This is a genomic window from Ruegeria sp. AN6 (assembly GCF_056540425.1).
The window spans coordinates 502,197-514,706 of record NZ_JBQFWR010000001.1 but is presented as its reverse complement, the minus strand read 5'-3'; the positions used below and the strand labels follow the sequence as shown (position 1 = coordinate 514,706).

The following is a 12,510-nucleotide window of genomic DNA, read 5'->3' as shown; positions in this document are numbered from 1 at the left end:
CTCTCCTTAGCCTTGAGCCAGCTCTTTGGCTTGCTCAACCCATTCGGGTTTCACTTTGATGGTGTCGATAGCAGCAATCTGCTCATCCGACAAGGCGGCCAGAGCGGCAAAGCTCTCGATACCGGCCTCAACCAGCTTTTTGGCAGCGGCAGGGCCGACACCGTTCAGCTTGGTCAGATCGTCAGCAGCAGCGGCGGGTGCCTCTGCCTTGGCTTCAGCTTTCTTGGCGGGCTTTGCAGCAGGTGCCGCTTCGCCAGCCGGAGCTGAACCGGTTGCAGCTTTGATGCCCGACTTGTCAGCGCCCGACGACAGGATGTCGGTGATTTTGACCAGTGTCAGCTTCTGACGGTGGCCAACGGTACGCTTTGAGCTGTGCTTACGACGGCGCTTGACGAATTTGATGACCTTGTCACCTTTGATCTGTTCGATCACTTCGGCCTGTACGCCTGCGCCTTCAACGAAAGGCGCACCAACAACAGGAGCGTCACCGCCCAGCATCAGAACATCGTTGAATTGAACTTTTTCACCTGCGTCGGCAGCCAGTTTTTCAACACGGAGCACATCGCCCGCCTGAACCTTGTACTGCTTGCCGCCAGTCTTGAGGACCGCAAACATGCGTCTTTCCTTTGTCTAACCGCGTTCTGTGGTCCCCGGATGGGTGTTTCTGGCTTTCGCCACCTCGAACAGCGCGCCCTTTTCGGGCAGTGTGGATGACCCTTAGCGCGTTGCTATCGGGTCAAAGAATAACGATACCCGGCGCGGAAAACCGGCCGGGATGCGCGCTTATCCAAGCATTGCCTGCCAAAGTCAACCCAAAACCGGGATCAAAGTTCTGAGGCGCTCATTGCCTGCGCAACGGCCTGGCCAAGCTGGTATGAGATGCTGTTGAGCATCTCGTCAAAACTCTTGAACAAAGCCGCGTTTAGGGCGCGTCCGGCATCCGTGCGCGAAAAGGCAATGTTCTCGCGCAATTGCGTTTCACTCAAAGGCCGATAGGCTAAAAGAAGAAATGAGTACATCCATTCCGTCGTTTCTGCCTTGGTCTGCTCATGTTGGGACAGCAGTTCATCCAACACGGTTGCCTCATCCAATGACCCGTTCTGCCCCGAGGCGAGCCCACGGTAGAAACTGAAGTCTGCACTTATGGTTCCCCGGACATTCTGTTCGATTAAGTCGTTAACCTGCACGTACTCGTCCACCAGACGAAAAAACATGTCTTCACGATCAGTCTCAAAATAGGCCGTTCGCGCCATCTGATCGATCGTATCATCCGCCAGAGCCTTCCGTGCTGAATTTTCAAGAGAAACAATGCTCTGCCCAAGATCGCTTTCAAAAAAGATCGAAGACTGTTCCAATTGTGCATTGGTCATTATGCGCCCAACCGATTGCGACAGGCGTTCGTACATGGATGAAGGATCATACAATTCAGCAACCTGAGCCTGAAAATACGACCCTCCCGCTCCGCCTAGCATCGACTCGTCAATCGAGAGCCCTTGGGCCAAGCCCTCTTCGCTTAGTATTTCCAGGAAATCCGACAAATGCATGGCCTGCATCAATCGTTCAGCCTGCTGATTGGCTGCCAAGGGCACTGCCCATACGACCAACAAGATCGCAGCGGCGAGAACGCGCATCAAATATCCTGAGCCGGACGAAGCTCGGCCATGCGGGCCGCCAAGACCTCGAATCGCATTGCCATGATCTCGTATTGGATCGCGTTCAACAGCTCATACACCTCTTGCATCAAAGGCTGTTCCAGGGCCTCGACATAAGCATCGACATCATCATCTGAGAATTCTTGATAGGTGTAGGCCGCGCCGGCCAAAGCGGACAGTTGCAGCGACCGACGTATATCGCCTTCGTTGCGGCGCATCATTTCACGCAGCTCATCCCCATTGAGTTGCAAGTCGATAATGCCAGACGCACTGGCCGCCATCAAAAACCGAACCTGAATCTCCTGCAGTGCACGTAAGGAAGTGCCGCTTGCATCTACCGCTCGGTTCATTCGTTTCAGGCTTTCGACGCGGGAAGATCCATTTTTGATGAGCTCGGACACAATTTCCTGCCCAGCAAGCTGCTTGGCATCGTCATCTTCATCCGAATGAGCTGCGTTTTCGGCAACGACTAGTCTTTGCCCCAGCGCGGATGCATAAAATGTCACAGCATGGTCCAACGCCTCGTCGCTGAGCGTCTGCTCGAGGATTGAAACAGCGGTATCGTACATGAGTTCTGTATCGAATACTTCTTCAGTCAGTCGCGTCCAATCTGAACCGAAACCGTCGGGGTCAATTCCCAGCATTTGCGGGGCTGAGGCAGACGCATGCGCGATACTTTCCAACGCAACGTCAAACCCTGTTGTGGTCAGAAATGCCTCAATCTGGTCTCGGCTGGCGGCAAGCGATTGCACCGTCATGGCACCTAGCGAAAGAAGCAGAATTATAACACTGATGGTAAACTGGCGTAGATGGTAGGTCATACCCATCAGCCTAGGAGTTTTCTTGTCTCAGGCAATGGAAAACCCAAGGATCATTAAATTCCGGAATTTTCCACTTGCGCCCCTGCCCGTTCACCACTAAATCCCCCCTTCACAGACCCCCGCGGAGAGGTGCCGGAGTGGTCGAACGGGGCGGTCTCGAAAACCGTTGTGGGTGCAAGCCCACCCAGGGTTCGAATCCCTGTCTCTCCGCCACACAGTCCTGTCTCGACAGTTGATTTCCACCGGCGCCAAAATAGTCCCGCATTTCCGGGGACTAGCGGGCGGTGGTGCATCCAGAGACCGACAGTGAGACCCGAATGCAGGCCCTTTCGGCCAAGAGTCTCAGCTTCCCTTTTCCAGAGTAGACTTAGCGATGCGTGGGATGCTCAGAGCTGCGCGAGGATATTGTCCTGTTCGGCCCAGGATGCCGGAAGGCCGTGACGGCGGATCCAGTTGGTAGTTAGGATCGGCGGTTGGCGACCTTCACAGATCAGGCGAACAAGCTTTGGTGACAGGAACGCAAAGTTCAGCATCGCGCCGAGATAATTTACGGCAATGCCGTCTCGGGCGGCAATGGTGGCAAGGTCCTCGCCCATGCACAGAGCTTCTCGCCAGGCTGATGCCCGCGCAATATTGGAGATCAGGATATCATCTCTGGCGGGTTGTCCAGCACCGATGACCAGCCGGTTCTCGACGCCACGGCGACGCTGCCGGAACGGCAGTCGCAACGACAGCGCTTCCGATGAGATGCTGGTCCGTGCAATCTGCATCCTCCTTGCGATCTCACCGGGATCGAGATCGATCGCAACGGCGCCATCCGCAAACCTTGCCGCTCCTACGATGCCCAGAACCTGAAGCCCGAGCGCATCTGCGTCTGACCTAAGCCGACCGATCACCTGCACGCGGCTCTCCGCTATGTCACCGCGATCGATGCATTCCACGAGGTGCTTCTGCAAAGAGCTGGCAAGATCTCTCTCCAGCCGGTCCGCCGGAATCCGCCATCCGGTGCCGTCATCGGATGCTCCGGTCACGAGTCGCCGAGAGACATAATAGCGATAACGTTTGCCACCCTTACAGGCGTGCGACGGGGTCAGACGATCCCCGGTCTCATCAAAGATCTTGCCCGCCAGCGGTGATACATGGGCTGTGGCAGGCTTGTTGCGTAGTTTGGCCGAGCGATCCTTCAGCCGGGTCTGGATGGCATCAAAACGGTCGGGATCAATGATCGCTGCGTGCTGGCCTTCATGCACTTTGGCCTTGTGGCGGATGCGCCCTACATAGACTGGGTTCGACAACACGTGATGGACCTGGCCGCGACCCATGATCGATCCGCCGCGGGGTGTTCCGTCTCGGCCAATCCGTCTCTTTGATCTCAATCCGAGCTTCGCGGCTTCCTTTGTGACCGACGTCACCGTGCCCAGTTGTTCGTAAAGGTCGAAGAGTGCCCTAACCGTCTCTGCTTCCTTTGACACAATAGAAAGTGTTCGGTCTGCCGCCACATATCCGAGTGGAACATTTCCCCCCATCCACAAGCCCTTCTTCTTCGACGCAGCGATCTTGTCGCGGATGCGCTCAGCGGTCACTTCCCGCTCGAACTGGGCGAACGACAAGAGCACGTTCAGCGTGAGCCGCCCCATGCTGGTTGCCGTGTTAAAGGACTGGGTCACGGAGACAAAGGACGCCCCTGCCCCATCGAGCGTCTCGACGAGCTTTGCAAAGTCTGTGAGCGACCGCGTCAGCCGGTCAATCTTGTAGACGACGATCCGATCGATGCGGCCTGAGGCGATGTCTGCCATCATCTGTTGCAGTGCCGGGCGATCGAGATGCCCGCCTGATATGCCGCCATCGTCATATCGGTCTTTAACCAGAACCCAGCCCTCGTGGCGCTGGCTAGCGATATAAGCCGCGCAGGCTTCATACTGCGCGTCGAGTGAGTTGAAGTTCTGATCCAACCCCTCCTCGCTCGACTTGCGGGTGTAGATCGCACAGCGGGTCTTTCTCATGCCGATCGCTTCTTTGCCAACCCAAAGAAACGCGGGCCCGACCAAGCTGTGCCGGTGATCCGTTTGGCGACAGCAGAGAGCGAGCGGTACGTCGTGCCATCCAGCACATAGCCTTCGTCTGTCACTTCAACCCGATAGGTTCGGCCATTCCACTCCCGCACCAGGTGCGTGCCAGTCGACGGGGTCGCGGCACCCACATCACCGGCACTCTTGCCTCCGGCAATGGCTTTGAGTGCGCGCTGTTCTTTCGGGCTCAACCCGCCAAGAGCCCGCGCCTGGATCTCATAGGCCAGCAACCGTCTCAGTGTTTGGACCCGTAAGCGAGATGGCAGCGTGATCCCCGGCACGGCCGCCAGTGCTTCGGTACAAGCGGCGTGGTCCATGTGGGCGATCTCCCGAAGTTGTTCCGGGAGATCGCGGGTCCCTTGCCCGCTCATGAAACGGCGTCGATCCGATAGGCCGGTGTCTTTCCGCTGTGGTGGAGGGTGATCTCAGTTCCGTCCTTCCTGAGGCGGGAAATCGCGGCCCTAATGATATGCGGCTGCCAGTCCAGCGCCTTCTGAAGCTGCCCGACAGTGGCGCCTCTTGGGCGCCCGAGAAGCCCCACCAGCCGGGCCTTCTTCGTTTTGCTCGCTGCAGTCTTTCCTGTTTGCGTTGTCATGTTTGTCTCCTGTGGTGATCGTTGCTGGTCCATCCAGCGCCCCGCACCGCTACAAGCCCGGGAAACCGGGCGGAGACTGGCGACATGAGTGCGTCACCACAGCACCACACACGCTCACTATGCCCGCGTAGTCCAGTCATTTGTCCAAAGTTGGAGAGGGTCCGCCCAACTTCCCAGAAAACATTGTGAGCAAACGCCAGTCGCACCGGCTAGTGGTGCTCGACTGGGACAAAGCCAAGGCCCCTCAGCTCCAAAACCCGCCATTCGTTCAAGACACAGCGAACAACAGCTACGAGCCCAAAGGCGACGATGCTGTGAAACTGTCAAGTGTCAGTATTGCGCAGTCACCAGACAAAGCAATACTACTAGCGCGGCAGAAAAAAAGGCTCCCGAAAGAGCCCTTGGATTCTCTACTTAGTAGAGATGTTCACAACGTCATTCAGCATCCAGTCCTTGAACCAGTCCTCACTCACGGGGCGGTAGAGGCGGAACAGGAAGAACCAATCGTTGGCATTGGTGGCGCTCTCTGTGGTCACCCAATTGGCTTCAAAGCCTTCTGGCACCTCATCAAGATTGGGAGCGTAGTAAACATCGACAGAGCCATCGTCATTCTTCACCATGTTGTCCAAGTCTTTGGTCGACGCCCCGACCCGATCAACGCCGCGATTAAAGTTCTTGGTTTCCATATTGTACACGATAGCCGACCAGAAATCCTCAGCGGGCACATCGGCAGGTACGTTGAGTTTGTAGGTGTCCTCACCATTGAGCATGTTCCCATCTGAATCGCGCAGACCAGTCAGGTAGAAGGTAGCACCGCCCAACTTGCTCGGAAGGAAGGTCACGTAAAAGAAGGTCGCGGCCCTTTTGTCTATGAGGATTTCCGCACCATCCTCAAATGGGAAACCCATCTGGGCCTGAGGACCAAAGTTCCAGAAAGACCACTCAGACAGTTTCTCACCATCTTTAGTCCAAAGAGGAGCAACCGTTTCGCCCTCGGTGACGAACTTGTTCTGCATGTGGGCGTAGGCGAGCTCCAACCCCTCAAGCGCAGCTTTCCTCTGCGTCTCCGTGGGGTCAAACGCTTCACCCTTCTCGATACCGAAGCTTTCCAGCATCGAGTACATGGCGCGGTCCTTTTCTCGGATCGGGTTGTTCTGCACCACATCGTTAATGTCTTCGATAAAGGTCATGTTGTAATACGGCAGACAGTCGTAAGCGAGCTCGGTGGCATCGAGGTAATGCGTGGGCTCGATGGTTCCGTTAACGTCTTCTTCCAACGAGTAGATCTTAATGCCCTTGGCGTGCTCTCCAGCTTCCGCGTGTGTGGCTCCGTTTAAAAGCGTCGGGCGGAACGAAAATGAGACGTCATACGTGTCGTACTTAGGTACAATTATATAGCCCTGTGCTTCCAGCTTTTCCGCCGTGCCGAACGCGCCATCGTAGTCGGGCGGTAAGAACAGGTATTTACCGCCCTTGCCCTCGTCGGCCCCTTTCGATCCAACGTCGATCATCGGGACGTGCCACGCTGAGATGAAGGAGCCGAAATAGTCCACTTTGTCCGTCATTGGCGGGACTTCAACAACCATCGGGCCGTCTTTGGATGTGATCGACCCCCAAGCATAGGCCGTCGTGTCGTTCGCTGTGAGAAAACCCTTCTCGGACCCAAAGGGTTCGGTCACGTAGTTGACAGTATCGTAATCGCCGCCGGCCCGCACGGTGGCCTTGATGAAGTCGACTTGGGCCACAGCTGGCATGTAGTAGATCGCCGCCTGCGTCGCCCGCTGGACCATGATTTGATATTCGATGTCTTCAATCTCAGCCGAGCGGGCAAGAATGTCGCCAGTGTCGGCAAAGTCTGAGCCTGTGGGTGAGACAGCCATAGACGAACTAACGGAAAGAGATAATATGAGAGCTGTCGAACAAATAATTCTTTTCATTGGCTTATTCCTCACAGTTATGAGCAGATGAAGAATCGGGGTTTTGAATTCAGCACCTGCAGTCACCGATATTGAAGTGTCTAAACCGTTGAGTAGCAATAGCGTATCTGTTCGATCGAATGGCAGTTTTGAGTCGAGAGCGAACGTCTGCCTTGAGCCCAGTACTACCACCTTAAGGACTCGGAGGGCCAATTTCCATTAACGGTTCACCAGCAGCGCTGCTAGGTTGGCTGATACCCAAAAAATTGCTCAATGTAACAGCGACATCCACTGTTGAAACTGGGCGACTTACTCTAGCCGGTTTGATGTCGGGCCCAGAGAAGATGATAGGAACGTGAGTGTCATAGCGCCAAGGTGATCCGTGCATTACGGCAATCGGACCATCCTCAAACAGAAATGAGTACGGCGTCTGCACAACGTAAATGTCTCCAGAGCGTGTTGGGTGGTAATTGCGCCGGATTTGGTTTTGCAGCGTGTGACCCTGTTGTTCAGCGAGCGGTACAGTCGGCATGGCAAGCTCAATAACCGGTTCAGCCATTAACCTTTCGGCGACGCGCTGTTCGATCAACCGGAGGTCGGCGCCTGCCGACGATATAGCGTTGTGGTCGAGATAAACATATGGACGAAAAAAGAACTGAATCGCGCCCTCAACACCGAATTCATCAGCAATAGTGTTATTTACTTCCGCCATCAGTACTTCGGTGGAGTTTCGGAAAGTCGTGAGTCCGGCTTGAGCCATCTCTTCCGGGGCTTCGGGCATGCCATGATCTGCGGAAAGCACGTAAAGTACATTCTCGGGTCCGACTTCTCGATCCAGGAAGGCGAAAAAATCTGCCAGCGTCTCGTCCAAGCAGCGCACCATTTCTTCATTTTCCAGGCTGGTTGGTCCAAAGAAATGGTTGGTTGCGTCCACGCCCGAGAAACTGATGGAGAGGTAGTCGGGCCACTCGTCAAGGCCTAGTTCTTCTTCTTTGATAACAGTTTTTGCAAAATCCGCCGTGATCCGATCTCCATGCGGTGAAACCAGGACCTGTGTGTAATAGAGCCCATCTTCCGGCGTCCCATAGAAATGTGGGAAAGTACGACCGAACGTGCCGAGATTTGTTACGAATGGACGTTCCTCTTTGTCCATCAGGTAGGGCGCGTCCGAGCATTCCGGCCACCATTCACTCTCGATTTTCGTATCTGCCGGGCGCTTGGCGTTCCAATCGTTTGCCCAGTCAGGATATGCGTCATAATAGTACGTGCTTGTTTCAAACGCGCCAGTGGCCGTCGACATCCAAAAGGCCTTGCCGACATGTCCGGCCATTGCAACCGCCGAACGGTCTTTGCCAGACACAGAAAACACTTTGGATCGGCCCGCATTGGACTTCGACAATTCATCTCCGAAAGTTGTGGCCAGCAGGTTAACAGGCGAACGGCCTGAGGTCGTAGCGGCTGCCTGTGTTGGGTCAACTTGATCGACCTCACCCCCAAAGCCGGTAACAGCTAGCATTGGAAAGTTCGGGTCCTCAATATTGTACCCCAAACGCTCTTCACTCCTGTTAAACCAGGCATTGCCAATCATTCCATGTTCAGAGGGGTATGCCCCAGTCGCAAGAGTCGCGTGGCCGACAATAGTTTCGGTGTTGGCGTGTCTATGGTGAGCGTCGGTGTACCAGACACCGGTTTTCAGAAGTCTGTAAAACCCTCCATCTCCAAAAGAGGCGCTGTACCGGGAAATCAAATCTCCACGCAGGCCATCCACTGTTATCTGCACGACAAGTCGAATGTCTTCCGTGGCACTTACTGCCGTTGCGGAAACAGATAGAAGCATGGTTGCGGCAAATGACCAGTATCTCTTCATTTCTTACCTCGCAGGGTGACCTCAGCGCCGAAAGTATCAGTGGCTAAGTATTTCGGCTACTGTCAGTACGATCCCGCCATTGAGGTGCCCGTGCCGTTAAGGCCAAAGCCAGCTTACAATATTGATAGCTCGTCTGCTTAGTCCGCATTGCAGTCATTGCTGAAGCTCGGGTTCAAGGTCTGCAACGCGGACCTTGCTGCCGTTCGCCGCAGTTGCAGCCTGATTATCTTGGCGTGACAGCTATGCGCAGGAAGCGGATATTGCAAAGTCGGCGAGAAAGGTTCAAGATCGACAATCGTCGGTCGGCCTGGTTACCGAAAAACGGCTCGACAAAGCAGACATTGGCGGTTCGCACAGCGGCTTTAAAGAACTGCGTCACCGACACTTACCACCGTCGCCTCAAGGCGGAAGAGGGGTGTTGCGCCTTTCCAGTTTTCTCATTTGGAAAGATTGGCGGCACCAATACCAGCAGATTGCGCGCCCGTTTCTCGCAGACGATTCAGCTTTCGAATACCCGCGACCAGACTCCTTGGCCCAGAAGTTCAGCGAGCCGACCCCGCAAGCGTATGATGTCTTGCATCGCTTGGCTTCGGTTACGGTCAATCTTGGAAAAAATGACAGCAGTAGATCTGGCCGACGTCTGTCTGGTTTTTGATTGGAGGATCGCCTTGTCCGCAGCGGCATCCACGGCCAGCTGGTAGCTTTCAACAGCTGCGACCAGCTCGTCTACAATCTGCATTGCCGCGACGCGTGTGGTGCTGTCCTCTGGCTCGATGGCATCATTCAACTTGGACCTGAGGGATTCCGGGTTCAGAAATGACGCTGGGCCGTCGGATGGCCCTCCAAACAAGAAATTGACTGCTGTGATTGTTATGAGTACGGGCATTTCAGATCTCCAGACGTGTTCCACCGCTCAGGACGTCCGATTTCTTGTACAGGATCTCGGCGACCTCGGGCCAATACTCATCTGGAACTGAACCTTGCAGTTGTTGCTGCAATCCAAGCAGCTGGGAACGTCGCGACAGCCGATCAGCGTCATAACTGGACGAAGCTTCGGTCAGTTGCCTGCTGCTTGTGCTCTGATCAATCGAAAGACGATTGAACTCATCGACGAAGGTCAGATGTGCCTCAATCATTGATGACGACAATGCCTCGATCTGACGCGCGATGTTCACCAGTTCCGAATTGTCACTTGCCGGGATGGTCGCAAGTCTGGCCCTGAGATCGGAGTTGAGCTCATTGATTTCGGACGAAGCCGTCAAGGACGCGCAACCCGCGACACAGACAAGCGAGGCCGCGGACAGAAGTGCAATATACTGGCGTCTCGAAAAAGCGTATTCGTAACGTTTGATCATGATCGGACCCCCGTCAGTTCTGTTCAACCCAGTCGACCCTGCCGGATGAACATGGCCTTGTTATCTATGCCTTGCACGGGCGATTTTGCCGCCCATGCCTTGTTCCCACCTGATCCTTCAGACACTCACTCGATAACGGGTAGCCCCGTTACGGCTTCGAATGCGTCAGAATGAGCTTCGACATGATGTGGATCACGTGTGCCTGGAAGAACTTCGAAGAAGGGATCGAAATCGACCATCGCCTGCGCCAGAACACCCAAAATGGTCGGATCGCCGTCGAGCGTTGCGGTACCATCAGCGATCTGGGCATCCAGCGATTTTTCCCCGGCCATGACCGGCTCCAAATCTGATCGATTGATCGTGAGTGTCACATCCGGAGCATCAGAGATGAACCCTTCGACATTGGTCAGCGTGCTGTTGCGCAGTTCGACAAGGAACTTCTCGCCATTGTCCGGAGTGACGAGGTTCATGGTGAATTCATGCCCTTCAACTTTGCGACCGTCCATCTTAATGGCGAGGAAGTTTAGGAACAACTCGGTCGACATGGCGCGGATCACGTCTGGGCTGGAGGTATCCGGAATGTCCCCGCCGGGAATGCCCGAGCGCAATTCGAACGCGCCGGACAGGAACGAATTGCGCAGCCCCGGGTTTTCCTGCTGGTAGCCAAGCTGTTCGTAGACATCCGCCAGCAGGTTCCGCGCCGCCATGTTGCGCGGTTCGGCCTGAACCAGCTTGTTCAGGATTTCGGTCGCCAGCATGTAGTCGCCCTTGTCATGCAAGTCGGCCCCACGCGCGATGATCGCGTCCGAACCGCCCATCATCTCGACATAGAGCGGGGCACTGTCCTCCGGCGACGGCGGGATCAGCGTGGCCGGGTTGCAATCCCAGAACCCAATATAGCGCTGCACCACGCCCCGGCTGTTGTGGGCTGCAGACCCATGATAGCCGCGGCAATGCCATTTATCCTGTAGTCCTTTCGGAAACTCATAAACGTTGTGGATTTGATTGATCGTCACGCCCTTGTTTACGAAATGCAGGACTTGATTGTTCATGTTGGCGTAAACATCACGTTGGTCGCGCAGAATGGTCTGAATGCGATCATTTCCCCAGCGCGGCCAATGGTGCGAATAGAACATCACCTCGGCCTCTTCCCCATAAAGGTGCAGCGCCCGTGAAATGTATTTCGACCAACGTAACGGGTCCCGCACCGGCGCACCGCGCAACGTGTAGATGTTGTGAACCGTCGCGGTGACGTTCTCTGCCATCCAGAGCGCTTTCATGTCCGGCAAATAGGTGTTCATGTTAGATGGCGCTTCGGTGCCCGGGGTGTTCTGAAAGATCATCCGCACCCCGTCGACCTCGAACTCCTCGATATCGTCTTCGACGATGCGTGTCGGTGCGATCAGGCCAACCTGACCGGCGGAGACGCCTTGACCAAGCCCTTGGCCAGCGTATCCGTGTGGGCTCGCAGGCAGCAGCAGGCCATATTGGTAAAACAGTCGCCGGTTCATAGCGTTACCGGCATACACGTTCTCTGAAATCGTGTGTTCCATGAAGTCGCGCGGAGCGATGATCTCGACCTTGCCAGACCGAACATCGGCTTCGTCGACGACACCACGAACACCGCCCCAGTGGTCGCCGTGGCTGTGCGAGTAGATCACCGTCGTCACAGGCAGCCCTTCACCCACATGTTCTTGGAACAACTCCCATGCCGCCCGCGCCACTTCTGCCGAAACCAGAGGGTCGATCACGATCCAGCCGGTCTTGCCGCGCACGAATGAGATGTCCGAAAGGTCGAAACCGCGCACCTGGTAGATGCCGGGGATGACCTCGTAGAGCCCATAGTTTTGGTTCAGGCGCGAGATTCTCTGCATCGAAGGATGGATGCTGTCAAAATTTTCGTCCGAGTTCAGAAAGTCGAACCGCTCTTTGTCCCAGGCGACATGACCAGCATCCGCCATGATCTGCTTCTCGGGCATTTCTGCGATCAATCCGCGCTTTTGTTCGTCAAAATCCTGCGTGTCAGAAAACGGCAGGTCGGATCGCGCTTTGTCCAGAATTGCCTTGGTGTGTGAAGATGGCGCTTTGCCTTTGGGGTGGAAATGGCCATCCAACGGCGGCGCGACCTCCTGCGCATGAGCGACGGCATCATCCAAGAGAACGTTTGCAGAAACAGCAAATGCTGTTCCGACAGTGGGTATGGCTTTCAAAACATCTCTGCGGGTGGTCATCATC

11 protein-coding genes and 1 tRNA gene are annotated in these 12,510 nt (G+C 55.4%); 1 reads left to right on the top strand and 11 read right to left on the bottom strand.

Annotated elements, in window-relative coordinates:
- Nucleotides 1–6: 6 nt before the first annotated feature.
- The 3 genes from ACR0MQ_RS02515 to ACR0MQ_RS02505 all read right to left on the bottom strand — a co-directional run bounded on the left by ACR0MQ_RS02515 (nucleotide 7) and on the right by ACR0MQ_RS02505 (nucleotide 2,473).
- The gene (locus ACR0MQ_RS02515; protein ID WP_010440087.1) at nucleotides 7–615 is read right to left on the bottom strand and encodes a 50S ribosomal protein L21; all 609 of its coding nucleotides are present in this window, start codon (nucleotides 613–615) and stop codon (nucleotides 7–9) included.
- A gap of 209 nt (nucleotides 616–824) precedes the next feature.
- Nucleotides 825–1,631 (bottom strand): DUF2059 domain-containing protein, encoded by an 807-nt coding sequence (locus ACR0MQ_RS02510; RefSeq protein ID WP_010440084.1) that lies wholly within the window; start codon nucleotides 1,629–1,631, stop codon nucleotides 825–827.
- Entirely contained in the window at nucleotides 1,631–2,473 is an 843-nt protein-coding gene (locus tag ACR0MQ_RS02505) for a DUF2059 domain-containing protein (RefSeq protein WP_480605699.1), read from the bottom strand. Before ACR0MQ_RS02505 ends, ACR0MQ_RS02510 begins: the two co-directional genes overlap by 1 nt.
- 123 nt (nucleotides 2,474–2,596) lie before the next feature.
- Between ACR0MQ_RS02505 and ACR0MQ_RS02500 the strand changes: the two genes are divergently transcribed.
- Nucleotides 2,597–2,686, top strand: a tRNA-Ser gene (locus ACR0MQ_RS02500).
- A gap of 173 nt (nucleotides 2,687–2,859) precedes the next feature.
- On the opposite strand, the gene ACR0MQ_RS02495 is transcribed toward ACR0MQ_RS02500, so the two are convergent.
- The 8 genes from ACR0MQ_RS02495 to ACR0MQ_RS02460 form a co-directional block, all read right to left on the bottom strand.
- Nucleotides 2,860–4,476 carry a recombinase family protein gene (locus tag ACR0MQ_RS02495; RefSeq protein WP_480605696.1) on the bottom strand — a complete coding sequence of 539 codons (1,617 nt, stop codon included), beginning with the start codon at nucleotides 4,474–4,476 and terminating at the stop codon, nucleotides 2,860–2,862.
- The gene (locus ACR0MQ_RS02490) at nucleotides 4,473–4,913 is read right to left on the bottom strand and encodes a DUF2924 domain-containing protein (RefSeq protein WP_480605693.1); all 441 of its coding nucleotides are present in this window, start codon (nucleotides 4,911–4,913) and stop codon (nucleotides 4,473–4,475) included. Before ACR0MQ_RS02490 ends, ACR0MQ_RS02495 begins: the two co-directional genes overlap by 4 nt.
- On the bottom strand, nucleotides 4,910–5,137 hold the full coding sequence (locus tag ACR0MQ_RS02485; RefSeq protein ID WP_480605690.1) for a DUF3489 domain-containing protein: 228 nt from the start codon (nucleotides 5,135–5,137) through the stop codon (nucleotides 4,910–4,912). Before ACR0MQ_RS02485 ends, ACR0MQ_RS02490 begins: the two co-directional genes overlap by 4 nt.
- Nucleotides 5,138–5,547: 410 nt before the next feature.
- On the bottom strand, nucleotides 5,548–7,074 hold the full coding sequence (locus ACR0MQ_RS02480) for a DUF1214 domain-containing protein (RefSeq protein ID WP_480605688.1): 1,527 nt from the start codon (nucleotides 7,072–7,074) through the stop codon (nucleotides 5,548–5,550).
- A gap of 172 nt (nucleotides 7,075–7,246) precedes the next feature.
- The gene (locus tag ACR0MQ_RS02475; protein ID WP_480605686.1) at nucleotides 7,247–8,920 is read right to left on the bottom strand and encodes an alkaline phosphatase family protein; all 1,674 of its coding nucleotides are present in this window, start codon (nucleotides 8,918–8,920) and stop codon (nucleotides 7,247–7,249) included.
- 499 nt (nucleotides 8,921–9,419) lie between these two features.
- Complete coding sequence (locus ACR0MQ_RS02470; RefSeq protein WP_480605684.1) at nucleotides 9,420–9,806, bottom strand: hypothetical protein; 387 nt, start codon at nucleotides 9,804–9,806, stop codon at nucleotides 9,420–9,422.
- Nucleotide 9,807: 1 nt separating this feature from the next.
- The gene (locus ACR0MQ_RS02465) at nucleotides 9,808–10,275 is read right to left on the bottom strand and encodes a hypothetical protein (protein WP_480605681.1); all 468 of its coding nucleotides are present in this window, start codon (nucleotides 10,273–10,275) and stop codon (nucleotides 9,808–9,810) included.
- 125 nt (nucleotides 10,276–10,400) lie between these two features.
- Nucleotides 10,401–12,506, bottom strand: coding sequence for an alkyl/aryl-sulfatase (locus tag ACR0MQ_RS02460; protein ID WP_480605679.1), 2,106 nt, complete (start codon nucleotides 12,504–12,506; stop codon nucleotides 10,401–10,403).
- Nucleotides 12,507–12,510 lie beyond the last annotated feature (4 nt).